The sequence below is a fragment of the Acidobacteriota bacterium genome (assembly GCA_016703965.1).
Taxonomy (GTDB): Bacteria; Acidobacteriota; Blastocatellia; order Pyrinomonadales; family Pyrinomonadaceae; genus OLB17.
Genome location: JADJBB010000028.1, coordinates 1 through 26,163 on the forward strand (window position 1 = coordinate 1; position 26,163 = coordinate 26,163).

The following is a 26,163-nucleotide window of genomic DNA, read 5'->3' on the forward strand; positions in this document are numbered from 1 at the left end:
GGATGACACCATCCTGAGTCTGGCGCTTCCATCAGCCGCGGTCTGATTTATTGATGCGGCTTCGGTGCGGCCATCAAAGTTGAGTTGATTAGATACTTTCTCCATATCGGCCGAACGTTTAATACCTGAGAGTTGGATTCCTGCTCCTTGTCTGGTGCTCGACGAAGCAATCGAACTTCCGGTATTGAAAGCCTGCTTGCTTTGCGAAGCTTGAGTTTCGAGTGCTTGATTGATCTCACCTGATAGACATTGCTTGCCTCTACCTTCGTGTCGGCGACAATGCCGGTGTTGTTGTTTTGAAGTGCGATGTTACTGCGGTCGTAGAGTCCATCTGCTTGTTCACTTCTTGAATAGGATGCTTATTTCTCGACCAGTCGAAGAGTTCCTGACCGGTGCGAATCGGAACGGAAGTTCCGGCGATCGACGAGCCGCCCGGTGTGAATTCGTAGGTCTTCATTCCAAACCGCTCAAGGTTGCCCTGACCGCGCAGTTCGACTTCCTTCATTCCATCGATGGTTCGAGCCTCCCGGGTTCCCTGAGCTTCAGCCAGTGTTCCTGCGATCTCGCGCTTGGTTGCCGCTGCACTGCTGCTCAAACCGTAGTTCTTGCTCGCCTCGGCAAGCAACGTCTGCGTCACTTGATTTGCCCGGATCTGTCCCAAACTAGTCGTAAGGCCGCCTTCGACTCCGGCAACCGACGAGACCAAACGCGCGTCCGTTGATTGATTAGCTGCCTCCAGGGATTTTCTTGCGGCCGTCTGCTCGGCATTATAGATGCCCTGAATTTGAGTGTTTTCTGCCTGACGATTGATTGCGGCTCCCGCAACTAGACCGTATGTTTCAAGCGCGGTTCCCATACTCGAAAGCATCCAGCCCATCGAGATCTGAGAAACACCTTCATAAACCTGTCCTCGCAGAACTCTGTAACTGAGCAATGGAACCAGAATGAAGCAAAGACTGGAAACGAAGAACAATGCGGTGACGATAAGAGCACTTGAAGCCGGATCGTAAGCTCCGTTGGTTATGATCTTCGCCGTGACGGGATCAAGGAAAAATGTACTCTCACCGTTGTAGATAGAAAGCGCGAGAACGCCTAGGCCATAGCAAACATAGAGCGTAACCTCCTTTACTATCGGAAATGCCAGCGCAAATGTAGCGACGCCCCAACAGAAGGGATAGAACATTTGAGCCGCAAACTTCTCGTCAAAACCGAATGCCGCTAGCACCGGGGCAGCGAGTTTCAGGCCTATCAAGATAAAAAGTCCGGCGATCGCAAGAAAAAGCCCGCCGAACTTTATGATGTTCTGCCCGATCACCATAAAGGTAAACATTCGGGGCATATCCCATCCGAGTATGTTTAGTTCACCTGTTATGTCTTTCACAGACGACTCTTTATCCATGATTATGCCAACAAGGCCCGGCTCTCCGTTCGGAAGACGTTCTGCGAGCAGTTCATTTGGATCTTCTACGGCGAAGTTTGCTTTCACATACTTTTTCATCTTGTCGTCAAATTCAGTGACGAGTGAACGGTTGTAGGCGCGAATTGGCCGCGCAAAGAACTTGCCGGTTATCGTGAGACCGTCAATGATGAACGGACTCGCTCCGATCAATACCATGAAAATGATCGAGCGGATCGCCCAGGCAACAAGTTGCTCTGGTCCAAGGCCTCGGTTGTCGTGGAACCTGCGAATAAACGCAAAGATCAAAACAAAACTCGCTATGATCCAAGCGAGAAACGTAAGGATCGGCATCAGCGGTTTTATGATGGTATTGAGAACCGATTGAAACAGCCATTCCTGTCCAGTCCGCATGAGATTCTTGATCTGTTCGCTGAAACTCGGTGCGGGAGGTTTTGGCGGAACGACCGGGCCGGGAGAAGGACTCGCGACTGGGTTCGCGGGGTATCTGTTCTCAAACTGCCGAAGATCGGCGCCGGACTTCCATCGAGGGCGGCATAAAAGGAGAGTCGAGTTGATCGTCATTATAAGGTCATTTGCGGTTACAGGTTGTCCGTTCATCGTTCCTACTGGAGTCTGCCCCTCGACGCGAGGGGGCGGCCGGGTTTGCCCGGCCGCTTGCGTTGGCGAGGAGGTATGGCGAGACGAAGTAGGCAAGAATGAATAGAGCTGTCGCTAAAGCGTGGCGAAAGAGGTCACGTTTTTCATGGCTTTGATGTTTTAGTTCTTAGATCCTATATTTTGGCGATTATGGAAGAGGGCTTTCATAGACGTCATCATTCCATACTTCATAGCGTTCGAGCTCACGAAGAAACTCGTCCGAGGCTCGTGTGATACCAGTCATCATCTCGGTGCTTCGGCGGATCTCTTTTCCGAACTCGGTCATCTGCTCGATCTTGAGGCCGTAGGCGATAAACTTCTCCTGTATCTTTGCCTCAAGCTCGCGCAGCTGTCCTTCAACCGTTGATATGCGCAGATTGATTGCGAGCATCTGGTCTATGAGAGACTGAACGCCATCCCGATTTGCCGCTGGATTAGCTTCTATCGCTCGTGTTTCATCTGCGATCTTCTCGCGTTCTTCATAGAGCTTCGCTAGATCGAGAAGCATGTTTTCTCGGTCAAAGAGCATCCGTTCGAGTTCAGAATCTAGCTTCGCAAGGCGTTCGAGATTCTTGAGGTGGGCATCGGCGCTTCGTCCGATCGAATGCCGAAGAAAGTCATCAAGGTCACGCTTGTTCGCATCCATATCGAAGATGCCGTTCTTAAGGCGTCTTGCGATGTTTACGACTGAATGTATTTGGCTGGTTATAGTTGCCTCGATGCGCTTTTTAAGTTCAAAGGTCCCGCGTATCAGCCGGCCGATAGTTGCGTAGGTCGTTATCAGCTGCTTATGCCGCATAACCTGCTCTTCAACCTTGCCGAGAATCCCCCTCAGATTGGTTACGCTTTCAACCATCTTTTCGTACTGCTTGACCGCTTGTTCATAGGTATCGATATAGTGGTTGATGGTCTCAAGCCACCTAGCCGCCTCTTCGACCCTTTTTTCAACTTGGAGAACGTATTGAGATGGGTCGAATACCGTCCACTGTGCCCGGGCCGGGCGAACGTCGATCCCGATGAAGATCGAAGAAAGAACTACTCCGAGAACGATCTGTCTTATTGTTTTGTTACTTCCGATCATGCTGATACCTCCAAACCGTTCAATTCATTCAGGTCAAAAGAAGATATTTCCGTGAGTCCGACTGCGGTCAATCCGCTCGGGTACTTTGAGGCCAGCCAGGACACGACGATCTCAGGCGGCAGGTCGGGCCGAATATTCTCGACAAGTCTTCGCGCATTCGCTTCGTTCGTGTCGTTGGTGTTAGCCCAAAGCATCGCCGGCGAAAGACGGATCTCGGCCATCTGGACGATCTTGTCCGCTCCGCTGCCGATGACAAAAACCCACTGGGTGTATCTTCCGTATTGGTTTCTGATCGCACGGATCGCTGCAACTGTCTCAGGGGCAAGCTCGCAATCCGATGCCAGTCGGTCAAAACCTCCGATCTGTTTGCCGATCATCTTTACACCTGAGTTTTTTACAAGGTCGATTCCAATCTCGTTGGGCCTCTCTGTAGTTCCGGTGAAATGCTCGTAAGCCTGCGAGAATAGGACGGTAACAAGACCTTCTTTACGGCCGGTCACTGATGCCTCGGCAATGAGTTCCTGAATCGCTGGAAAGTGCTTGTTGATCTCGCGCATTTCGTCGCAGAGAAACAGGATCGGTGTCTTTGCTTCCGCTCGTCTTCCTCGCCTATCTCCTGCATTATCTGGCGCTAATCCGAAAGCCGACGCTCTCGCGGATCTTCTCGTCAAGGCCACTGATGCCCGAAAGTTCAAACACATCGAACATCGACGGCATGTCATAGTCGGGATGGGTCGGCGAGTTAAGCCACGGGTCTTTTCGGTGAACATTAAGTTTCAAGTAAAGCTCGCTCGCCTGGCCCTGCTGTGCAGGCTCCCAGTGATAGGTCTTAAGAACATCCAAAAAATGTCCAAGCGAAACTTCGGTCTGCCGTCTCCGTTTCGAGCCAGCGACATCTTATAGACCTCATCGATAACAGTGGAGGCAATAGCACTTGTGATCGCATCTGTCTTTGCCGTCTTGCTAAGAATGAGGATGTCCATCAACACCATTGAAAGCTGGCGCTTCGTAGGACGGTCACCTTCCTCGATTCCCGGATAGTTCCAAATGTTGATCGGTTTGGGATCGGCTTCGTTAAACTCGATGTGACGGCCGCCAAAAAGTTTACAGATAGGCTTGAACGAATGCCTGTAGTCCATCACGCGGACCTTTACGTTTCCGCGGTGAGCCCGGATGTCCGTGATCAGCATAGCCGCAAGAAATGATTTGCCTTCACCGGACGCTGCGGTGACGATGACTGTTGGAGATTTGATCAGTCCCCGATCGTAGAGATCAAGACCAAACATCTGGCCGTTCGGAGTTATAAAGATGCTGTGCGGCCGCCCGCTTCCACGCCAGCTAGTTTCGGTTGGGACAAATGAGATTACCGAGTCGGCCGTTTCCGTAAGTTCCTGACCTGTTGGCTTCCAGGAAAGTTCACCGGTAAGCATTCGCGGATAAATAGCTCGCTGCCGCACCGCGTCTTCTCTAATTGCGTCCGCGCCGATCTTCTTGCGGATCGCTGAGACTACGGCATCACATCGGTCGTCAAGAATCTCAAGTTGCCGACGCGTTTCCTTTAGCCCTTTTGAGCGGCCCGCAAAGACAATAACGTTTAGTCTGAGATTGCAGATCTCTTCATTGTCCCCTTCGACCTGTTCGAGCAGGCCCTCAAGGTCTGACTTGATAACAACCGCGTCCTTTTTGAGATTACGGAACCCAAGCCAGGTGTTGCGGCTGCCGTCGATACGATCGATTCGCTTCTGCAGGTCTTTTTTTGCAGCCTGTTTTTCAGTTGTCATCAAATCAACGACGATCTCGTGCGGAAAACCTAAGGCCTTCGTCGCAGTCACGTACCGCATAATATCGGCCGTTACAAAGCCATTTGGAAGGGTCTTGAGACTGACAAGACTTGCAGGCGTACCATTGTGACGGATGTACTGCTCGCGTTTTGTCTCAATTTCTGTACTGCAAAGATAGCGCCGCAGATCGACGCAATCTGAGCTCTTCAGATCGGGGAAAGGACCGTGCTCGCGGCGATGGCTGATAAAGAGTGATTCAAATATCTCTGTTCGGTTCATCTCCCGAAGCTGCAAGCTGCGCGGAAAATTGGCTTCGAATGATTGAAATACTCGTGAAGCTTTTAGTTTGCAGGCGGCTTCACTTTGCACCTCTCTCTGCACCATCAATTCACTTTCGCGATTTCTTATGCTTTTGAGGGGAAAGCGGAATAGTCGTGCAAACCCGTGATCCCTTATGTCCTTTGAAATAGAAGGCAAGAGCAAAGACATCATTCCCTTTTCCCCTGGATCACGTACCGGAACTCGTATCCACACCGTTGCGGTTTGTCGCATAACTTCGCCGGATCTGATCGCTTCCTCGTGAAGCGCAAGATTGGTGGCCTGAAGCACACCGGCGACCGGATCGGATGATGCGGTGTCTCTGGATGAGAGATGTGACCGAAGCACCTCACCCGCGTCGAGCGAATTCAGGAACCGAAACTGAATGATGGTGTACTCCGGCTTCTCGAATTTCAGTATGGTTTTTAGCTCGTCGATCCGTTGCTCAGTCACGTAACCGTCGATGTAAAGACTATTCGACGGTTCGAAAATATAGGCCTTTCCATAGCTGCCATCTCGGTAACGGATAGTGTTCCCGTCTAGCCCCGCGATCTCGGTCGGTAATATCCGACCTGCTTCGGCATTCTCGATGAGTTGAGTCCGTGACCCGCGGTCCAATGGAGTACGGCTCGATAGTGATCTTACTGCCGGGATGAAACGAAATCCGGCTACCAATCCAAGACCGACGGAAAGAAGTCCCCCGAAAAGAGAGATTGCGATTTGCGCGAATGTTAGGTTTGCTGTGTCCATGCTTATTTCCTGTTAGATGTCTTCCAACTTGTCGGTTCGAGTTCGCCTCGGAGCGGCGGTCGATACTCTGTCCATCGGTCTATCTCGGCGTCAAACTTCTGAGAAAGCCAATAGGAAGGCTTACTCAAACGCAGATAGTTGAAGATTCCCAAAAGAATCAGAAAAACTAGCAGTCCCATGGGGAATCCCAGCGGAACGTAGCCCACCCAAAGCCCGAAAACAAAAGGAACGATGTAGGCGATCGCAGTGGGGATCAGGATAAATTTCCAGTCGGTAGAGTAGACCCCGAACCGCTTTAGACCACGGAAAACATTAGGTCGTGTTGCACGTCTTCTCATATGGCTTCCTCCTAGAAGTTCGTATCAACTCCGACCGCACGTCCTTGTGCAAGCTGCCAGAACACCGCGACTATGGTCCCGAACGCAAACGACAGGAGCGAACCGAACGCCTGGTTACCCCATTCCTTTCCGGTCATTTTGTTATAGATCGACCAAGCCACGCCGACTGCTCCTAGACAGAAGAGAATGATCGCCATGAGCTTAAGGGCTTCACGAATGATGTTCGAGAGGTTACTTGCATCTCCGGTGAAAATCGGGCCTTGTGCTGAAGTCAGTTGCGTGAAAAGCAACATTAATCCGAGCGGCGCCAGTGCAGGTACATGGCTTTTGATAAGTGTCAGTAGTTTTTTCATAGTCGTCCTCGTTTTAAAGGTGTGACGGCTGTAGCACACGCGGATGATTCGCTAAACTAAGACCGTGCACGATACTCGTAGAATTTGGGGAAAGATTCAGTGATGAGTGAACACGAACACGTGACGAAGGATGAGATTGCGGCGTTTGCCGCAAAAACGTTATCTGCGGAGAAGCACCGCACCGTCGCGCGTCATATGCTTCGTTGCAGCGATTGTCGAAATGACCTTCCCATGCCGACGACGGAAGAATTCTTTCGAGCGCTTTTTGATGAGTCGGTCCAACCGCCAGACGGAGAAAAGGATTAATGCCATTCGGTAAGCGAATTTGGTGGCTAGGCGATCTCTTCTAGCGAATTGGACCCGTTCCCCTATGGCTTGGGGCGTTTCCCTTGTCGCCGGGGAAGGTTACATTGCGATTAAATTCGTTTCCCCTGCGACAAGGGACGCTGCCCCTGTGAGGTGGAAAATTTTCCCTGATCGCGTGTATGATTTCCCCTACGAGACGTTTTCCGTTCTCGTATTCATGAAAAGCCAATAAATACAGGTCGAAAAGGAGATTCTATGCCTAGAAGTGTTGATATCAAGAGTATCAGGGAAAGATGCAACGTAATGAATGACGCTTGGTTCGAAGGCGCACCGGCGGTTGAGTTCAATGGAATCACGCAAGCGGCGTTTCTCGCCGACATCACCGCGTGTGCCGCAGATGACGCGACAATCGCCGACCTCGAAGCCGAACTCAAGATGAAACGCGAAGTCCGCGACGACAAATACGCCGCCCTAAATGAAAATCGCTCCAAAGTCGGCCTCGGCGTCGCCGGCTCCGCCGCCTACGGCAACGACAGCCCGCTCTACGGAGCAATGGGCTTCGTCCGCAAATCCGACAGAGCGTCGGGTCTGACGAGAAAAACGAAGCCGTGATATATCGAGTTGAGAAAACGAGATAATATGAGAGCAACGCGAACAGGCAACGGCTTAATCGCGTTGCTCAATTCGATTCAAAGCAGTCAACGCACGTCGAAGACGGCGTGGTTTGACCGCTTTGACATCCTGGAGGACAGGAACGGTGATAAAGTTCACCAATTCGAATACCCTCTCAGTAATTTGAGATGCGTCATCAAGCACGATTCGCCAGTTCACGAGGCTTTTCGATGTTTCCAGCTTTCGTTACCAAATAATTAGATAATGCCTTTGCAACAAATTCTGCGAGTTTTACAGGAACCGCATTCCCAATTATTTGTTCCAATTCGGTTTTCGAACCAGTTAGCTTTATGTTGTCGGGAAAGGTTTGGATTAGCGCTCGTTCACGAGTACTAAGGGAACGAACGTTCTCGTCGATTTCCGAACGATCGCCCGGATGCCCTGGGTAACCGCTTGGGATTGGTCTGTTGACCCCTCGAATGGTCGGACTCGGTTCATCAATAGAGAATATAGCCCGCCTATAGTAGCTTCGTGGGTGCCGATAATAGTACTCCGTATCAATCTTATCGCCCAAATACTCGCGAACGGTGATTCGCTTTGTGCTAAGACTGGATTCAATGTATGGGTCTAAGGCATTGTCGGTTCCGTTAAGCTCACCCGTAACAAATAATCTTTTTCTAATCTGAGGAACGCCGCAAAGACTCGCATCTAATACCCGAATTGAAAGTCCATAGCCCGCATCAGTGAACATCTGCTTTGCCTTGGCAAATGCATTACTCGTTAAAGCCCGAGCAACATTTTCCATTACGAAATATGCCGGCTTAATGCAGGTGACAATTTCAGCAAAGGAAAGCGTTAAGTCTGCTCGACCAAGATTTTCGTTCCGCTTTCCGGCACTTGAAAAATCTTGACACGGCGGTCCTCCGATAATGATATTTGGATTGTATTTATTGATAAGCGAAACCGACTGGGAAACATTACCCAGATCACATTTAATAATGGGGTGGTCGAAATTTTCTTCGTAAAATTTGATTGCCGGATCCCAGTTATCAAGCGCGGCCTTAATATTAAAGCCTGCGTTGCCGAAACCTATGGAAAGACCGCCGCCACCCGCAAAAACATCAACTACTCTTGAGTTATTACTTATCATTGATTAATCACTAAACAAATCAGTTGCAAAATAGATGATTGCGTCGAAACGCCTCTCTGGGCTTAAATACTTCTGCCCACCACCCAAAATAATATTCTTAATCTCGTCTTTTCCAATTGCTAAATTAGTTAGCCGCGGATTTCTCATTATGAGATTCGTCTTATTTCCAGAAAGTGCAAACTCCTTGTCCGTCTGAGGTCCGTAGGTCATCCCATCATAGATTGGAGCCAGGTATACCTTTCCTAAGCGTGACGAATCATACAAAAATCGGGCAAGCCTAAGAGCAGCGCGCTTGAACCGTGAAATTGTTTCAACCCGAAAATCGCGAGCGCTGGACATAAACAACCTCGACAATGCAAAGTCGCTCCATACGAAAATATCTAGGCACGAATCAGCAAGCAGTGGAGCTTTCCCATGGGTCTTCCATATTGGCTGTAAAAGGATTGGCTTTTGCCGAGAAGAAAACTCGGAGAAAAGGTTTCGAGAGCCTCGACGATTTGCGGTAAATATCTTGCCGCCTCGACCTCGTTTCTCCAGTCCTGAATCGGCCCACAAAATGCAAACAACTCCCGAATACGAGCTTTGTCGGCTTCATTGTTACAACTTTCAGCAATGCTTAACGCCATATACTTAAGCGTCGCAGATCTTAAAACAAGTTCACAACCATATTGACTTTCAGCAAGCATGCACGTTGAATTGTCCGGTAAAGTCGTAATTAATCTCAAATGGTCGAATGTAATTTCCGTTCGTATCCTTTAAGACAAGATCAATCGAGACCAGCTGATCTTCTACGAAGTTCCTAAACGGTTCATAGATTGACTCAAACGCGAACGAAAGTTGGTCGTTCGGCAGAGTAGTGCCAAAGATGAAATCGAAATCTCGTTCAACCACTTGAGTTTTACAGTCTTCGTCAAGTTCAATGTAAACAGCGGGAATGCCTTTGTCCCGCATATAACATGCAAGGGCGGCAGGAAAGGACGAGTTGAATTGATTCTTCCCCCAATAATGTGGATCGGAGAAGTTTCGATTCGAGTGTGTGATTCCGTATAAAGATGGTGGCATTTTCTTTAATGTATGTTATCCATTCTGATATTTCTTGACAATGAAGTTACCCTAGTTTCTTTCCGCGTGTTCGCGCGTTCTTCGATAATCAAAAACGCGAAGCCTACGAACGACAAAAAGGAATCTGCGTAAAATGCCTCAAACACTTCGAGCTAACCGAAATGGAAGCGGATCATGCAACGCCGTGGAGCCTGGGCGGCAAGACATCGGCTGAGAATTGCCAGTTGCTTTACAAAGACGATAACCGAAGGAAATCCGGAAAGTAGGCACGACTCTAATTGGTAATCTACGGGGCGGCGAATCCGTAAGAGCGTTCGTCAATATTATCGGCCTGATCGATCCGGTTTCTGGTGAACTGGTGAAGTTCAGCGGCGAACTATTGGGAACTGACGGTGCCTCAGGGATTCGCGGAAACAGGAAAAGAGTCACCGGAAAGTGGACCCGATTCTTTCGAGGCATAAAAGACACTGCCGGCTCGATATTGGGATCGGTCGGTTCGTTCCGTTCAGGTGGAACAGTAGTAATATCGGAGCCGCTGCGCAGAGGGTCGGAAAAACTCTCCGAGGACACGAGTCAGTCGCTGTTTGGAAACGAACCCGAGGACACATTCCTAGAGGTCTTAGCCGGAACCACCGGATATGTACTTGTGACGCAACTACCCGAACAGAACCCTTCAATTGCCAAAACAGAAACGGGAGCAAAAAAGGAATGATTCCGTTCGACGCATCCCGTCCACGGATCGACCCTCGCGAACTTGTCTCAGACGGAAAGCATGGTGAGCTGTTCCAACTGATGGCCGGACACGGATACGTGCCCGACGAGCAAGTATTCGAAGACTTCTGCGAAAGTCTTAAGTCTGGACGGCATGGCTTATTTCCGGTACGCGCGGCAGCGGGAAGACTGCATTTCCCGAAGCGTTAGCCGCCGCCTGCAATCTTTCGATGTGCGTTGTTGCCGGACGCGATGGGCTAAAACAGGAAGAGATCCTCTATGACTGGGATAATGAAGAGCAAGCCGTGTGGATAGAGAACACCTGGCACTCGCAAAACAACTGCCACTTGAAGAGCAGGCCGAGTTTTCTCGACAATGCCCGACGCTCTAAGTGGCAGCGCCGATTTCTGATTCTTGGTGAAGTAGGAATGGCATACGACTTGGCGGCAAGCGCGGTGTCGAGCACTCCAATGAAATCACCGCCGGTGTTGATCCTTGATGAAAGCGATAAGTTTGGGGCCAGCATTGAAGATTCCCTTCTTATGCCGCTCGAACGTGGACTGATCTACATTCCACGATACGAAGGCGGAACAATCGGCGTTCCCGACTGGAATTCGAGACCGATCGTGATCACGACCTCAAATGATCTGCGCCACAAACTCAGTTCGCCGTTCATTTCGAGACACGTTTACAGCCGGTTCGCGAGTCCTTCGCTGGAAAAGGAGCTTGAGATCTTATCGACAAGAAATAAACGCGCGACTTCAGCCCACTTAGCACTTACAACCAAGCTAATAGACGCCGTTCGCGGAATCGCCGGAATGGAAGATCATCCGAGTGTCCGTGAGTCGATCGACATCGTTGCAGCTCTCGAACGCGACTCGGTTGAGTCTCTGAATTCGAAGAACTTGGTCCGATATTTTTGTTATTTCGTAAAGACCGGAGCATCCAGAGAACTGCTCACACTTCAGCTCGATTATCTTTTGGCGATGACGCACGCCTTCCACCCGGACATCGATTCTTGGCTAGGCTCGCGCGATGCCAGTTGGAAGATTAGGTGGCCGCAGTTCGCCGACAATTCGTTATGAATAGAACAGAACCCCCATTGGGGCTTTTTTCGAGGATCAAACAGTCGGTGGTTCGCACTCAAAACGCTGGCCTACTGGTAGTCGTTTGCGTGGTCGGCGTCTACGGATTTGTCAGAATATTGATACCGCAGAGCAGAAACGGCCCAGGTTCGATTTGTTGAAACTCGTGGGCTTGAATTTGAAAAGAGTCTTCGCCGACCGGACCGCAGACCGAAGACCCCTTCTCCGGCCTCGAGTATGATAATGCGGTAAGACTCAGAGAAACGTCGGCTTTGGGAATGGCGATCTCGTTGTCGGTGTTGTCGCTGAATACTCAAAACGGAAGACTCCCAGAGAATGTCGATCGGATAATTCGCCACGTTAATGCCGCCCGACTACTACCGCCCGGGGTTCAATCAAATTCAGCAACTATTACTTCAGAGCGAAGCACGTTTCATATCATATATCGACGCGAGCCCTTTTCATTTGAGGTACTGGCCGTACCAAAATCCAATCTAGGCTCACAGTTACTTTTCAGATTTCCGCTCCCTCAAAGCGAACCCAATACCGTTCTGTATTTTGAAGCGCTCCCCGATAAGCCCGTTCCGGCAGCTCTTTCAACTGTTGAACAATTGAGTGCGTCAGGCTGGAGGATACGGCATTGGCGAGGTGATGTATCGTCCATTACTTCGGCGACATATGATTCGCTGAAAGAACAGAGTGATTATCTTCGTAACACACGGTAACCGATAAAGCTATGTTTTCGCGTGAATGGATTGAGAAATTGACGCTTCCTACGGTATTCCAAGGAAAGCAAATGAGCAGTATCTGCCATCGTATCAAGCGTTTTGGCAGTGGTCGGCTGACATTGGCATGTGTGTTTTCTTCTTTATTTTGGGATTACTAGGCTCATTGGTCTGCTTGTTTGCGGGATATCTTTTAGACGTTTATGGCCTGATAACTTTGGTCTTTTGGGCGATGGCGCTGATCTGTGTTGCGGGCTCGCTTGTAGATTCCTATTCATTAATGTGGGCGTACCGCGTTCGGCGTATGAGTACCGCCCATGGCTCAGCGCGGTGGGCAAAGGCATCCGATCTGATTCGCTGCGGTCTGATGAATCGGATTAGAGGATTGCCACTACCTGCAAATGCGCTTCCTCTCGCAAAAGCGTTTTGGGGTCGCGATGTATATCTTCCCGCAAGTCAGTGGCTTCGCCACTTTGTTATGTTCGGCCCGACCGGTTCCGGTAAATCAAAGACTTTTTTTATGTCCATGATCCGGGCGATCCTCAACAAGTCATCTTGTCTGGTCTACGATCCTAAAGGCGAGCTTTTCACCCAGACGGCCGGCTCCGCCAAAACAATTTACCGTTTAGACCTTAACGATCCGACAAAAAGCGATCGGTGGAACTTCATCCCGAAATGCAGAAACGATCCGGCATTTGCATGTCAGATTGCCGGAATGATGATCGGGATAGAAGGCAGACGCCGCTCAAATGCCGATCCGTTCTGGGGCGACGCCGAGCAGATAGCTTTAACCGCAATTTTACTTCATATCGCAGAAGTTTTCGCGAGAAGGCAATTCCCGCTTTTGCTGCAGACTTTCTTCTCTTCCTGAGCGGCGACGGCGATCAGGCCTTCAACGATGCGATGATGAATTCCCCAAGCCTCTACGCGAAACAAGCGTATTTGGCTTTTCTTGAGCACCGGTTCAGACTCGCGGATCCATTTTGATTGGTTTGTACAACAAGCTTCGACCGTTCACACTTGCACCCGCTCGGATGGTAATGATGCCGCCGACCAAAGACGAAACTGCACTTGGTTGCCGCTCGATAAACTTTGCAGACCTTCGCAAACCCGGTACAGCAATTTACCTGGTCGTTTCGGAAGGGGCCGCTGACGTCTATAAAGAGTTTATCGCTACCTTCATCGGACAGGCCGTTATGGAAATGAGGCTAGATGGTGTAGATGAACCGGAGCATCCGTGCTTCGTTCTCATAGACGAGGCTTACCCGTTGAATGTATCGGAGGTTATGAGACTATCAGGCATCGGGCGGACGTGGTGTTGGACTTGGTCTCGGATATCAGGACTTACCTCAAATGTACGACCAGTACGGTCGTGAGCAGGCGAATGCGATACTCGGCACCATAATGACCAAGATCTTTCTGCCTGGCCTTGACGATGTGACTGCCGAGTACGCCTCAAAGCAGCTGGGCGAAACGACGATCTTCTCAAAAACATTTCAGGACTTTCCGGGAAAGAAACAGGACAACACCAGATTCGCAGAGCAAAAACGTGCACTCATGCTGCCGAATGAGATTCGACAAACAGCAGCCCATTCCGAAGTGTTGATTATCAGCGACACCGCCCCGCCGATCCGCGCTGCATACCCGCCTTTTGCGGTTCATAAAAAAACACTTATTCCGCCGCGACCAAAGGCACACCCCGCGAAATCCACCTTGGAGATATTGATCCTCAATTCTCGTTTACAGACTCGGGCCATCTTAACCAGGCTGCCGAACATGACAAGGCAGCTCTCAAAGAAGTTATCTCATCTGAGGTCGATCGAATCTGTTCGAACGAACGTCTTTCAGAACTGGCTTTTCCATCTGCAATAGAGCCAGCACTTGACTCGCTGGAACATCAATTAGACGGCGATTCGGTGAAAAAGGATCCGGTTTACAACGCTCTCAACAACCTTCCTGTCGAGGTAGGATACTTTTCTGCCCAAGGTAATGGAGTTTCTTTGGTGATTGAACACGCATCGATCTAAAACGCATGCTAAATAGACTCAAGATCTCGCTCATCCTAGCCCCGCTGGCTCTCACAATTTTGATCGGCGTCTATGTCTACTCCCTTTGGTCGCAGGAACGAAAGCGAAGCTCAGAAATCCCCGTTGACGCAACCGCATCGATGAACAGAGATCTGGTGAAGTTCCACCAAAAACGCGGTTCGTTCCCCGCAACGCTGAAAGATCTCGAAGGCGTCGTCTGGGAAAAGAAGGATCGAAATTACGTTTCGGACGGACATTCAATGATTCACAGAAACTACTTCTATCTTTACTCAAGAATTGACCAAAATCGGTTCACTCTCTGGGCCATCCCAATCGGCAAAGAGCGTGAGGAGGCATCAACATTATTTTTAGTTGGAACGCCTATGAAAAAAAGAACATGGAAAGGAGCCGCTCTCACCTGTAGAAGATGTCGGCAAACTACCCCGGTTGTTACCGATCGAACAGGATCTGGCTCTTAGAGGAATGTTTGAGCAGGTAGATCACAAAGCGGTGTACTCGAAATCGAAGTAAAGCATTTCTTTGCGAACAGTACCGAAAAGTGGTACTTTGTGCAAAGGATTCTTTCATGAGATCACAAAGTTCGCAACTTAGAGTCGAAGAATGGGTAGAAGGGAAATTGCTTTCGGCCGGAGCTTTCTCTCTGGATCGAGTTGAGAGTGAGCTGCCGCAGTATTTGAAACCGCGATCAAACGTTCTCTGAACCGATTATCACGAAAGGGCACCATAATTTCCGCCCACAAGGGCTATTACGTTATTGTCACGCCTCAATACTCGTCACGCGGGATTCTTCCGCCGGCACTATTTATTGACGGACTAATGCGTTTCTTGGAGCGTTCATATTACGTTGGCCTTTCCCAAAGCGCTGCTGCATATTTACGGCGGCGGCACACCAGGTGCCTCAAGAGTTCTTTGTTTTTACGAGTTTCCCGCCTACGAGGCCGACCGTGAAGAAGGGGATAAAGGTAAATTACATAACCAGAAAAGAGATCCCAGATGACCTTCTCGAAAACCGAAAGACCGAAACTGGAGTTGTAAGGTTTCCTCGCCAGAACTTGCCGCTGCCGATTTGGTGCAGCACCATAAAAAGTCGGCGGTTTGAACCGAGTAGTTGAAGTGCTCTCAGAGCTGACCAGGCGATCCGCATCGAGAAACTAAACAACGAGTTTATTCAGTTCGTTCCAACTGCCGTAATTCAGCGGCTCGGTTATCTGCTTGAAACAGCAACAGGTGCAGAGTCACCTCGGACGGGCTCTATAAAGCCGCGGCGTTAAATGTCGAAAGTTCTTTCCTGTGCCATTAAGTTCAACTAAAAAGAAACGTGGAATTTCCGGTTGAAACAGATGGAATGTAGTTGTAAATGAAACGATAGATACCGATTAGTGATTCCTACCGCCATATATCACCCAATGGGCCAATTTTGTCCCCATGGCAGACAAATATGAACAGGTCGAGCAGGACCGCGCGATCACACGCTTTGTGGAAATCTTTCCGGATGATTTCCTACGCGAACGACTAGCGTTTCGCGGCGGCACCGCTCTTCACAAACTTCATTTGAATCCGCAAACCTCTCGATGTTATACCCAAACACATCGATCTCGTTCAGACCAGACCCGAACCAATTAAAGAAACGCTTGCCCGCCTTCAAACGGAGGCTTCGAATTGGTCGGTGCGGCATCTGTGACTCAGAAGAAAGATAATAATACTCTGCGTTTTCGATTGAATCGGAAATACCTCCGGTCCAACCTTTGAAACCCAAAAGTCGGAAATAAACTGCTTGCGAACATTTTAACGTGATGGGTTTGCAGAAGTTTCCCTTTGCAACGGAATCTGACTGGTTTAGCGGAAGTACTGATATTGTCACGTACAAGATCGAAGAGCTTCTCGGAACGAAGCTTAGGGTCTGTATCAGCGTCGCAAAGGAGCGACCTCTCCACGATCTTTACAAGGCGTATCAAGAGCAACGGCCAGATTTCTCACAGATCATTGAAGTTTATCGAAAGTATATCGCTTTTTCCGTAGACAATCCGCCAACAAGAAAACAGTTTCTCAGGAACCTCGAAACCAAGATGCAGGACAACGAGTTCCTAGGCGACACACGGGCGTTGTTGAGACCAACGGAACAGTATGATGCTAATGAGGCATTTAATTTCAAAGGATGAACTTGTTGAAAAGCTCTAGGCTTCGGTTTTGGCGATCAGGTAAATCGAGGGGTAGTTAAGCTACCGAATACGCTCGGACGTAGTTTGAAAATGGTCATCCCGACTTCGAACGTCTGCGGACATCGACTGCGTGGAGAATGGAAGACGATCTTTGGATAGCTCCTTGTCATTAAATTGATTAACAATGCCGCTGAGTTCGAAAGTCAGCAATTGTCGCTTCGTTGTTCATTACTTCTTTGCTCCCACCGAACTCAAATGATCCGTTAAAATTACCCGGGTTCGTTCCTCAACAAACTTCGGATCGGCATTTGCGATGACATTCGAGTAGCTCGGTTTTCAGCGCTGCTTGAAGCTTGCCTGGTTGGGATCGGGCGTGGATTGGTTGGTTCCGCCGATGAAGGGACCTTTCGATTCCTGGTGGTCAGTTTGGCCGTTGCTTCTAGCCTTTCCTTCTGCTCGGTAGCTACTTGATAAACGAAATCCCTCTCCGCAGGCGGCAGTTTGCTGTAAAGTTCACTGTGGTCGAAGTTGTTTTTGAAGCGGAGTTCCTCATTTGGGTTTTCTGAGACTTTCGGAGAAAATGCTTTGTTGCTGATAAGGAATCGCTCAGGTACTTTCTTTCCATTCGAATTCGAGACTTTCGATCAATTGTTAGGCCTCTGGGCTCGTGCGACTCGCCTCTTTTCAAAGCCTCAGTCTTGTTTTTTTGTTGTCTCACGGTCACCGGCGTAGTTAAGTTTCGACGATCATTTCCCGGATGTGTAGTGCCAGGGCGACTGCTCGGTAAACAACATTTGCATTTCTTTTTGCGTCAGAGCCGGAAGGTTCTTGTGTATCTCGATTCTGGGCATTCTGCTGCTTTTGAGCCCCACAGAGGCATTTTCAATCCGTGTATCTTTGAAGACGCTGCGATAACTTCCTCACGCGACCGACAGCGATCTAACATCTGTGCGTATGTCTCGATACCGTCCGTTGAAATGTCGAAGTCTCGTTTCAGGTTGAGTTAGCTGGTACTCAAGATATGCGGATGCTAATCGAAGGTCCTCGTAATTTAGTTCCCTTTCCTTTCATGGTTCTCGATCGGCTTTCAGATTTTGCCTTGAAAAGTTTGGAAGTTGGAGGGCGAAATGCCATTTTCCAGGGCATCGTCCAGTGCCGGAAATTTGACCTCAGCCCAGTGCTTCATCTCTTCCACGGAAATTTCGGAAGCGAGCAGTTTAGATGTGTACTCTCAAGTTCGATGCGCTCAAACCCGAGAGTACTCTAACGTGTTCAGAATCTGGTTCCGTTGCAAGACCTCGAAGGTTTCACTAGGTTCTTCGACCGATCCTCGTAATTGATGGTCCGTATCGTGGAGATCAGGCTCGAGAAGCGACTCATACTGGATCGAACGGTCAGTTGGTTCGAGCTTCTCCATCTCACCCGCAACAATTGCGATTTCTGCTAGAGTCCGATCGAATCGCTCTGTCGTCGATTCTGCTTTCGACTGATCGCGATCCCGATCCAAAAATCTCGTTTCCCGTCGAGCGCGTCATAGATCCAACGAAAGACCTTTGCCTCGGTCTCTCGATCTGCATTGCTGCCGGCGATGGCTTTTCCATAGTCAAGATCTAGGTGCGACTTCGCGAGCTGTCTGACCTTACCAATGGTTGACCGCATAACTGCGTAGCTAAGAGTTGCGAGTTGGAGCGGTGATTTTAGATCGTGCGACTCCTTCGGAATTATCAGAACGCCATTCCGAACGGTTTCTCCACGCTCGTAGGTGTCACGGAGAAACTGTGATCCTGTTCAAGTACGAAGCGTGCTCGCTCCTGTTGCGGCCATCTGTTCGTCAAGTTTGAAAGCTCAAGGTCTGCCCGGCTAACCGAAAGGATCTCGTTGATCGCTCTTTCTGTGCGTGGATTAGAAGGATGAAAGTTTGAATCTTGCGTAAGCGTATGACGTGAGGCTCGATTCAGTTCTTTGACCTCAATTGCCTTCGCGACTTTCTCGATAGCGAGTTTAACGACATCCGCGTGACACATTTGCCCGGCCCGACAAAAACACGTGATCGAAAATCGGCTGTCCGTTCCGGAAGGCAGCGCCAAGCAAAACCACACCATCCCTCAGTCCGCCATCATTTTGTTTGTAGCTGTTTCTGCAGCCGTTCGGAGTAAGCGAAAAGGGCGGCTTCTGCGACCGCTACCCCGTGGTCAATTTCGTTCCGATTGGGTGAAAGAAGCCCCAATTCTGGAGTGCTAATATTCCCGAGATCGAGACTCCTGTTTGGAAGTGTAGACTCTGCTTCATTCAAGCGAGCACTACCTTATTGCTCAGATCATATTTCACCAACTCGCTTTCTCCCGTTTCGATCGCGTAGATAATCGATCAAAGTAGATGGCAAATTATGTGCCTTGTACGGGGCAAAATACATTACCGAAACTATTTCCCGGCGAAATGAGCCAGGGGTCAAGGAAGCTTCGTGTCGTTAAAGTTATCTACACCACAAGAGGTAGTATGAGCCAGGTGAGCGACCACATAAAAATGTGGTAAATTAGTTTTAGTGAAACAAGTCTCCGCGTCTGAATTAAAAGATAAAATCGACTTTGGAATCATCACGATCAGAGAAGATGAGTCCCAAGCGGTATTGAAACGCCTCCCGACAAAAACACTTTGTAAAGGAAAACAGACGTATTCATTTCAACCTCCTTACGTCAAACGAGACGAATACTCTATTGCTTCGGTTCGCTGCCTGGAGCAAGGAAACCAACAAGCCAAACGGTCGCCCAAAGACTGATTGACGAACTAAATCCACAGTGGATTCTCTTAATTGGAATCGCGGGTTGCGTTCCGATCCGACTACACTTTGGGCGACGTGATTCTTGCCTCTCGACTTCACGATTTTTGCGTTTCCGCGAGTTTTGAGGATGGCTCACATCAGTTCAACGACCGCGGAGGTCCCATGCACCCGACGTGCAGAATTTTCTTGCGTCTCTTCCATTTATCGAACCGCTATTGGGCAAGTGGAATACGACACGTCGAATCGATCCGGAAAGCTCAAAGACAAAACTCAACCCCGAATACTTTACGGTGATGCCGACTGGCAGACAAAACGCGTCCAGTCTGAGGAGATACTTCGGTCAAGAAGTCAAAGAAAGATTCCAAAGGTCTTCCACGGGTTCAGTCGCGTCTAGCGACACTCTCGTTAAGACATCGGTCTTGTAAAGAATGGCAACAGTCTGCTAGACACGTAGCCGGAATTGAAATGGAACTGGCCGGTGTCTCCCAAGCCGCCCACAATGCTAAAAGCCGGTTTTGGCCATAAGAGGATCAGTGATGTTGTAGGTTTTAAGCGTTCTCCGGATTGGACTGTTAGTATGCTTGCCACGTCGGCCGCCTTAGCGATAGCCTTACTGAAATTTCGCCCTATAAATCCAATTAATTCACTCGGCAACCAGCTAATAATCGCTGCATCTCCAAAGGATTCAGCGTCGATGTCCCGACACTATCATCCGCATTTGCCAATCCGCCCCAAGGATGTTCCGCCTTTATTAAAAACCGAAACGCTCTACTCGAATTTTTTGCCGGTTACATACTTTCCCGGAAAGATTTATGTGGTCATACAGAAGCCACAGGTAGGTCCGACGTTTGGAACCTTTTTGCGTGAAGAGACAGAACGCCCCCTGATGATTGGGTTTATCATGGCAAAGCCCTTATGCTTTTCACGATTTTAATGACCCAATTTGGAAAAGAGTTGTGGACAGGAAATGTTGCCGAATCTCACCGAGACGGCCAGATGGTCTGAAAACCGGAAAGCACCGTTGAAACCAACATTTTTATTGAACTCCTGAAGGGTTGCTTGCGACAGATGGGACGTTCGCTTGATCTGTCGTACCGCCACAAAAAAGCCACTTCGCTTTCTCTACTTTTCTCCGACTGAAGACTTGTCTGCAAGAACCATTACAACCATGAGTCTTAAAAGAAAGGGACCCATACTGTTTTCGGTTCTTATCCGAACAAGAAGACCGACGAAATTATGTATTACCGTCACCATGCGTTCCGGTTTGAGTTTGAAAAAGTTGAATCCGATTGGTATTTGCAGATCACGCCGACTTACCACTACACCCGTGACGGCTATCGTCTGTATTGGTTCTATGAAGACCTAATTAGCGGAATAGGAAACGGCTGGAGAATAACGAAGCGGTGTTTCGTCAAGCGCTTTTCTGGCTGAAATTTAAGAGCGGTTCTCCTAAACTTATAGGTTCTGAATATAGTGACCTTCACTTTGGCGAACTCTTAAAATTTAGCTCTTCATACGGTGATAGATGAAGCCTGGTCGAAGAAGGAATCGGTGGCGAAAGTCAAATCGGAAGGAGGCTTGTTGTTTGAACGATGAAGATTGATTTGCTGACACCTGAACCGCAATTAGAATTCGCCAATGGCGGTCTCTGCCATGATGTCCGTTTTGGGATAGGGCATTTTTGGGACCTGATTCAGGAACTGACAAAGCACCAAAGGACATTAAACTTCTGGCATTATTGGCAGCAATGAGACTATCGATTCTCCCGACTGAATGGCTCGAAGAATGTCGAGGGGAGATTCCTGCCAAGAAGAGTAATCAGCCAAACCTTTTTCCACCGTTTCCAGGCTTTAGCCCAGAACATGGATTTCATTCAAAACTTACGGGACGATTCCACTATTAGAGCGATTTACTTTAATCAGAAACCAGCAACTCGGAGGGCAGACTTTAATAAGATACCGAAGATACGGCGGAAACTCTACACGGAGAGATCTCCGTATTCTTGATAAGTCTGATGTCAGCGTAATCGCATGCGCTTCTTCCGCTTGAACAACTCAAAGCTACAACCGCAGCCTATATGACCGCAAGTCTAGCGGACGAGCCTACTTCCGAAAATGAAGATAGTAAAGAAAGCAAAGATAAAGATGTGGTTCAGGCCCTCTATGATTTTCACGACTTTTAAAAGCTGAATCGCTGGCTTTTTCGTGTCCCAATTCAAATTGTCCTTCCAGCGACGGATGACGAAACTAAACAAGCGGCGCAAAAAAAGATATTCAATCGCGACCAGCAAGACGAAGCTACGCGAACGTGGAACTTTCATACTGCTTTATTACAAGGCAAGAGGCGTTCCTTAGGAATGCTCCGCAAGCCTTCTGATCTACCAACCTGTTTTCTCGGCATTAGCTTTTAATACCTTGGACCGAAAAAACATATACGCCAGTTCGGCTCAAGTTTTTAACGAACGGGAGAAGGAATCGTTGTCAGAGGTGGGATTGCATACAAAGATACGGAAGACCGACAGGTTCATTTAGATGAGGAGGGTGCTTACAATAGTCAACACTGCTCTTCAAAATACTTCGATGAACATAACAACTATCCGGCTCGAATAGTCCTACATAAGACCTCATCATTTACAGAGTAACGAACTTGCCGGTTTCGGAAAAGCTTTCAATGAAAAAGGCATTCGGAAAAAGTTCCAATTACACTGAAAGCTTCGCGGGAGGTGGGTGATATTCTAAAGTACGTAAGAAACTCAGAGTCGCCTTCTCTTCCCCCGCACTACCGATTTTATATGTAAGGAGACTCGTCAAACCATGATGCGGATCCGCACCGCCCCCATGTAAAGAGTTATGGAAAATAAGCCTCAGTAGTTTATTTGAGAAGGTGACAGTGATCTGCTTAGCGGCTTGCCGTTCCTATTTTCAATGGAAAAACGGTATGAAAGTCCTAGCTTGTCTAGCGTAGGCTCGATGGAGGCTATCTCTCGGGGGGACGATTGGCGTTAGACAAGGCTAGTGGGGACAGTTCAATCTTTGCAGGATACCGATGGGAAAGCCGCGTTAAGGATGATAAGGCGATTCTTCTCGGGAACTAACAGGCCTGTTGAGCGTGCTAAAAACGCGGGGTGATGCAATTTACAGTTCGTTCGGAAATCACAATCGCTCAATTCCGCCGCTTGGCTTTCGCTCATTTGTTCTAGCCGGATCGTCCGAAGCTGACCTTCTTTCGTGTTGTGCCCCTTACGTTCCATGCCCGATTCAGCTCTTTCTTCTGGATCATAGATGTTCCTCAAAACTTCATCGAAACACACGGAATATATTCGGGTCGAGCGTTCCAGCGTCGAGACCAGTCGTTCTGCTTCTTTGCTGCCGGAAGTTCGCTCGATTCTTTTCTCAATCTCAGTAATCTCGTTTGTTGTAAAGATAGGCTGGTAAGTGAGATCCGCAGCAGTGTCAATCAGTGCTAGTTGCTTGAACTGCGAAGCCTCGTCGGCGGCATTCAGGGAGAGTACTTTCGTGGCTGCTAAGTCTGCTTTCAGGATTTCCTCGCGCTCTTTGGCGCGGCCTTCGATATCGCGTCGCAATGTTCTATGATCTTTGCTCTCCAGCAGTAGATTTAGTGCATGGTCAAGAATCGAGCCTTTTCGTGGTAGATCGACATCGTTGAGACTCAGATAACTCATCGAACCGTTCGATTTGTCCTCGATCACAAATCTGTGAAAACGTTTCGATCTTCGGTAAAAAGCTAGGTCTTCTTTTGTCTTATTCAGTCCGATATTGCAAAGAATTTCTCTGGCCAATGCGCGGCCCACGATCGCTTGAGAAAGATTCCCGGCTTCTGCGGGGCCGATCTTTCCTTTAGCTCCGTGTTGGCTGGCCACCGCCCCTTGAATCGACGTCCTTGGGAGATTCCAATTGGATGCGTATTCATTGGGAAATTTGAGTTTTCTTGAGAGTGTGTCAAGTTCGATGATCTGATCGGCAGAAAACACTGGCTTCACTGTATCGAAGGTGCTGCTTCGATCAAGGACTTCACTCAGAACCCCAACAATCTTTTGCTCCTGCCGTATCGATTTGCGCATTTGCAAGGATTGTTCACTCAGAGAACTATTGACCGAATCAAATAGAAAAACTTCCCTTGACTTGGAATTTCGGCTTGAGGGCTTGTTGGTCAGATATTCGATTGCCGAGCGAATGCTTTGAAGAACAGCGCGACCATCGTTTTTGATATCATTTTGACGAGCTATCATCGCCAAAGAGACTCGATCGTTTCCAACCTTCACCTTTCGGTAATACGCGTTGTCTTTGAAGTCCGAGAGCTGCCGCTGATGTAGCTGCATCCTCATTTCAGAAACCGCTTTTTGTCCAGCGAGAAGTCCAAGATCAGAAACAGTTCTAGGTGCGATTTCTTTCTTGTTTTCAAGGTCGGTTCTCACCTGCTCAAGATAGCGAAATTCACGCATTTTCGTGTTCGCTAGACATTCGCTCTGAAGTTCATCGAGTTCTTGTTTATTGAATGCGGGCGGCGGTACCCTTACTCCTCTTTTTCTATAGTCGGTTCGGATGAGATTTGCTTCACCACGAATTGATGCAGTTTCCTCTTTGAGTTTGAAAAATTCCGATTCTTCACGGGCGAGTATGCTGTTGGTTATCGCTATGATCTGGCGTGATTGCGGTGTTTTGCGCCAGTCTTCGGAGTTGCTCGCTAATTGCCTTAGCTCCAAGAGCGAGACTCTTTTCGTTATTGCTTTCTCCGGATCCCTGATGGGAAACTTGAGGCTCTCACGATTTTCGATAAGAAAGGCAATTTTTTCTTCCTTAAATTTGAGTTGATATTCGGCAAGAATACCCCGGCGTAGAATCTCTCGTTCGTGAATATTTCCGTCGCCCTTTTGAAACTTAATGGCGTCATGTTTTTGTAGAGCATTTCGATTGTGCTGCTTGTCATTGGCATGTTCCCGTGAAGGTGTCCGTTCCGCAACAAGCTCCTGAAGTTTTTTCTTCGAGGATTCGATCAGAATACCGTCGACAACCCGTTTCTCTCCATCGATGATTTCAAAATGCGGAAGCTCCCTCCCGGAATTTTGTTCAGCGATCTACCCTGAAGATCTTTGGTCAGATATTGCTTTTGAATTGCGATATGAACGTGCGGGTTTGCTGTGTTGAGATGAACGGCGCCTGCCCACGCAAGCCGCTCGCTTTTGAGACTCTTTTCAAACTGTGCGATGGCAAATCTTGTGACGATTTTTACTTGCCGCTGGCGTTCCTCATCAGTCGAACCAAGTTGTTGAAAATCCTCCCGCCGAAATGAAAGAACAAGATGGTGAAGTTCGTTGTTTGAGGGACGGCCTTTGCCGCAATCGGATTTAAGAAAGTTGTTTGCGCTTCTTACGGTAAGGTGTTCGGTAAACTCGTTAAAAAGTTCACGACCTTTTTCGGGCTCTGCATTCCGGTCGATCTTACTGTGCGATAGATAATGAATGAGACCGCGAGAACTGCCTCTTTTTGATTGAACGCTGGCAATAACTCTCATGATTCGCTCGCTATTTGATTCGCGGGTCTAGGCAAGGAATCGATTCGCTGTTTTAGTATTCGTATCTTGGTTGCAAGGTAGTTGTTGTGAAGGGATTCGTTTCCTGAGACGTGCTCGTGGAACACGAGACATTTCTTAAGATCGGACACGGCGTGTTCGATCAGCTCAGCCATTGCGGTAGAGGCGATAACAACACTCTGTTTGCGGTCGCTGGTCTCCGGAGACGTATATTCGATGAGCTTTGTGAAAACGAGATTTAGCGAGGAAATCGACATACTCGACATCGAGTAGATTTCGGTAGTCAGCGAGCTTGCTTGACGTAGCAGTTCTAGTGCATTTTCTAAGTCCGATTCCATTCGATCAATGCTTTCTCGAATCTCGCCGATGTTGTCGCTTACAGAAAGATCAACCGTCTCATTCTGGCGGCCGGTTCGCACAAGCCAATCGAGCTTTTCCTGACAGCGACCCGAAGCAAAATGCTGGTGTCTATCGGTCAAGGCGAAATGGATCATTCGACGGACAATCGCCGACTTGTTCTCACCGGTTTCGGCTGCGATCTCTTCAAGTTTTTTGTGGTCCTCATCGTAGGGCCTGACGCTGATCGGCCGTCCCTGTTTTGACTCGATATCCAACTCGATATTTTTTACTATCTTTTCTCTGTCTCGCTTTCTCATTTCTCGATTTTTGTGGCGGCGTTTTGTCACCAATTCGTCGGCTTGTAATTTCTCCGACCATTTGGACATGAGCAAAATACGTGCCTTTTGCGAGAAATATGGCGAGAACTGCGGTTTGTAATTTTGATGACACCGCGTAACTTAATGACAGTGTGAGACTTACGCCAATTACAAGAGTCGGTTCTTGGTCTATCCTGTCATACACCCGCCGCTGTAATTTTTGTTTTTTTACGGGCCCCCTCGATCCGCCTCTTTTTCTACGCCAAAAGCGGTTCGTTTATTCGCCGCCCGTTGCCACAAATACCGCAGTTCTCTGCTGCGGCACGCCGATTGATTTACCAATCAAGCTAGTAAATTCGCCAACGTAAGGAGACCAAATACCAATGAACGAACAGAGCAATATCACCCCCTCTACAAAGCAGAATTTCGAGCGTCCGCTGCTGCAGATCAACCGCTTGAACTTCGTAAAATTGAACACACGTGTACTCGAAGCGACCGACAGCAAACTGAAACAATATCTTCAGTTCGCGTCCGTCAGCATGAATACCGATATCACCAATGACGATGTTGTCGAGTACGCTAAACCACCTTTTTGAACGCGATCCGGCATTCAAGAGCTGGCTTAAAACTAAAGGTTAAAAGA

The 26,163-nt window shown here is 48.6% G+C and carries 23 protein-coding genes and 1 pseudogene; 10 read left to right on the top strand and 14 right to left on the bottom strand.

The genetic code is table 11. From position 1 onward, the window contains the following. Positions 1–259 precede the first annotated feature (259 nt). The 7 genes from IPG22_23130 to IPG22_23160 form a co-directional block, all read right to left on the bottom strand. A complete protein-coding gene (locus IPG22_23130; protein ID MBK6591160.1) occupies positions 260–2,017 on the bottom strand; it encodes a hypothetical protein in 1,758 nt (585 codons plus the stop codon). 187 nt (positions 2,018–2,204) lie between these two features. Further along, positions 2,205–3,137: a hypothetical protein gene (locus IPG22_23135; GenBank protein ID MBK6591161.1), complete on the bottom strand. Its 933-nt coding sequence runs from the start codon at positions 3,135–3,137 to the stop codon at positions 2,205–2,207. Beyond that, positions 3,134–3,694 (bottom strand): hypothetical protein, encoded by a 561-nt coding sequence (locus IPG22_23140; GenBank protein MBK6591162.1) that lies wholly within the window; start codon positions 3,692–3,694, stop codon positions 3,134–3,136. Before IPG22_23140 ends, IPG22_23135 begins: the two co-directional genes overlap by 4 nt. Before the next feature lie 64 nt (positions 3,695–3,758). Continuing rightward, on the bottom strand, positions 3,759–3,917 hold the full coding sequence (locus tag IPG22_23145) for a hypothetical protein (GenBank protein ID MBK6591163.1): 159 nt from the start codon (positions 3,915–3,917) through the stop codon (positions 3,759–3,761). Then, positions 3,914–5,854 carry a hypothetical protein gene (locus IPG22_23150; GenBank protein ID MBK6591164.1) on the bottom strand — a complete coding sequence of 647 codons (1,941 nt, stop codon included), beginning with the start codon at positions 5,852–5,854 and terminating at the stop codon, positions 3,914–3,916. Before IPG22_23150 ends, IPG22_23145 begins: the two co-directional genes overlap by 4 nt. A gap of 134 nt (positions 5,855–5,988) precedes the next feature. Beyond that, positions 5,989–6,324: a hypothetical protein gene (locus IPG22_23155; GenBank protein ID MBK6591165.1), complete on the bottom strand. Its 336-nt coding sequence runs from the start codon at positions 6,322–6,324 to the stop codon at positions 5,989–5,991. 11 nt (positions 6,325–6,335) lie between these two features. Next, positions 6,336–6,677 (bottom strand): hypothetical protein, encoded by a 342-nt coding sequence (locus tag IPG22_23160; protein ID MBK6591166.1) that lies wholly within the window; start codon positions 6,675–6,677, stop codon positions 6,336–6,338. A 561-nt stretch (positions 6,678–7,238) separates the two neighbouring features. Here IPG22_23160 and IPG22_23165 point away from each other — a divergent pair. Then, positions 7,239–7,595 carry a hypothetical protein gene (locus tag IPG22_23165; GenBank protein MBK6591167.1) on the top strand — a complete coding sequence of 119 codons (357 nt, stop codon included), beginning with the start codon at positions 7,239–7,241 and terminating at the stop codon, positions 7,593–7,595. A 196-nt stretch (positions 7,596–7,791) separates the two neighbouring features. Here IPG22_23165 and dcm read toward each other — a convergent pair whose 3' ends face one another. The 3 genes from dcm to IPG22_23180 form a co-directional block, all read right to left on the bottom strand. Beyond that, on the bottom strand, positions 7,792–8,745 hold the full coding sequence (gene dcm / locus IPG22_23170) for a DNA (cytosine-5-)-methyltransferase (protein MBK6591168.1): 954 nt from the start codon (positions 8,743–8,745) through the stop codon (positions 7,792–7,794). A 3-nt stretch (positions 8,746–8,748) separates the two neighbouring features. Next, complete coding sequence (locus tag IPG22_23175) at positions 8,749–9,300, bottom strand: HindVP family restriction endonuclease (protein ID MBK6591169.1); 552 nt, start codon at positions 9,298–9,300, stop codon at positions 8,749–8,751. A 120-nt stretch (positions 9,301–9,420) separates the two neighbouring features. Next, on the bottom strand, positions 9,421–9,807 hold the full coding sequence (locus tag IPG22_23180) for a HindVP family restriction endonuclease (protein ID MBK6591170.1): 387 nt from the start codon (positions 9,805–9,807) through the stop codon (positions 9,421–9,423). Between the two features lie 122 nt (positions 9,808–9,929). On the opposite strand from IPG22_23180, the gene IPG22_23185 reads away from it, so the two are divergent. The 7 genes and pseudogenes from IPG22_23185 to IPG22_23215 all read left to right on the top strand — a co-directional run bounded on the left by IPG22_23185 (position 9,930) and on the right by IPG22_23215 (position 16,535). Next, entirely contained in the window at positions 9,930–10,073 is a 144-nt protein-coding gene (locus IPG22_23185; GenBank protein ID MBK6591171.1) for an HNH endonuclease, read from the top strand. 92 nt (positions 10,074–10,165) lie between these two features. Then, on the top strand, positions 10,166–10,519 hold the full coding sequence (locus IPG22_23190; protein MBK6591172.1) for a hypothetical protein: 354 nt from the start codon (positions 10,166–10,168) through the stop codon (positions 10,517–10,519). A 160-nt stretch (positions 10,520–10,679) separates the two neighbouring features. Next, positions 10,680–11,603 carry an AAA family ATPase gene (locus IPG22_23195; GenBank protein MBK6591173.1) on the top strand — a complete coding sequence of 308 codons (924 nt, stop codon included), beginning with the start codon at positions 10,680–10,682 and terminating at the stop codon, positions 11,601–11,603. Between the two features lie 1,092 nt (positions 11,604–12,695). Beyond that, on the top strand, positions 12,696–13,199 hold the full coding sequence (locus IPG22_23200) for a type IV secretory system conjugative DNA transfer family protein (GenBank protein MBK6591174.1): 504 nt from the start codon (positions 12,696–12,698) through the stop codon (positions 13,197–13,199). 428 nt (positions 13,200–13,627) lie between these two features. Continuing rightward, positions 13,628–14,200: pseudogene (locus IPG22_23205) on the top strand (type IV secretory system conjugative DNA transfer family protein). Between the two features lie 160 nt (positions 14,201–14,360). After that, complete coding sequence (locus IPG22_23210) at positions 14,361–14,834, top strand: hypothetical protein (protein MBK6591175.1); 474 nt, start codon at positions 14,361–14,363, stop codon at positions 14,832–14,834. 1,341 nt (positions 14,835–16,175) lie between these two features. Next, the gene (locus tag IPG22_23215; protein ID MBK6591176.1) at positions 16,176–16,535 is read left to right on the top strand and encodes a nucleotidyl transferase AbiEii/AbiGii toxin family protein; all 360 of its coding nucleotides are present in this window, start codon (positions 16,176–16,178) and stop codon (positions 16,533–16,535) included. A 1,443-nt stretch (positions 16,536–17,978) separates the two neighbouring features. On the opposite strand, the gene IPG22_23220 is transcribed toward IPG22_23215, so the two are convergent. Next, entirely contained in the window at positions 17,979–18,194 is a 216-nt protein-coding gene (locus IPG22_23220) for a hypothetical protein (GenBank protein ID MBK6591177.1), read from the bottom strand. Positions 18,195–19,077: 883 nt separating this feature from the next. Between IPG22_23220 and IPG22_23225 the strand changes: the two genes are divergently transcribed. Next, positions 19,078–19,311 carry a hypothetical protein gene (locus IPG22_23225; GenBank protein MBK6591178.1) on the top strand — a complete coding sequence of 78 codons (234 nt, stop codon included), beginning with the start codon at positions 19,078–19,080 and terminating at the stop codon, positions 19,309–19,311. 3,028 nt (positions 19,312–22,339) lie between these two features. Here the strand turns inward: IPG22_23225 and IPG22_23230 are convergent. The 3 genes from IPG22_23230 to IPG22_23240 all read right to left on the bottom strand — a co-directional run bounded on the left by IPG22_23230 (position 22,340) and on the right by IPG22_23240 (position 25,520). Further along, complete coding sequence (locus tag IPG22_23230; protein ID MBK6591179.1) at positions 22,340–24,037, bottom strand: hypothetical protein; 1,698 nt, start codon at positions 24,035–24,037, stop codon at positions 22,340–22,342. A 290-nt stretch (positions 24,038–24,327) separates the two neighbouring features. Next, positions 24,328–24,846 carry a hypothetical protein gene (locus IPG22_23235; GenBank protein MBK6591180.1) on the bottom strand — a complete coding sequence of 173 codons (519 nt, stop codon included), beginning with the start codon at positions 24,844–24,846 and terminating at the stop codon, positions 24,328–24,330. Beyond that, on the bottom strand, positions 24,843–25,520 hold the full coding sequence (locus IPG22_23240) for a ribbon-helix-helix protein, CopG family (GenBank protein ID MBK6591181.1): 678 nt from the start codon (positions 25,518–25,520) through the stop codon (positions 24,843–24,845). Before IPG22_23240 ends, IPG22_23235 begins: the two co-directional genes overlap by 4 nt. Positions 25,521–25,903: 383 nt before the next feature. On the opposite strand from IPG22_23240, the gene IPG22_23245 reads away from it, so the two are divergent. Next, positions 25,904–26,116 carry a hypothetical protein gene (locus tag IPG22_23245; protein ID MBK6591182.1) on the top strand — a complete coding sequence of 71 codons (213 nt, stop codon included), beginning with the start codon at positions 25,904–25,906 and terminating at the stop codon, positions 26,114–26,116. Positions 26,117–26,163: the final 47 nt, after the last annotated feature.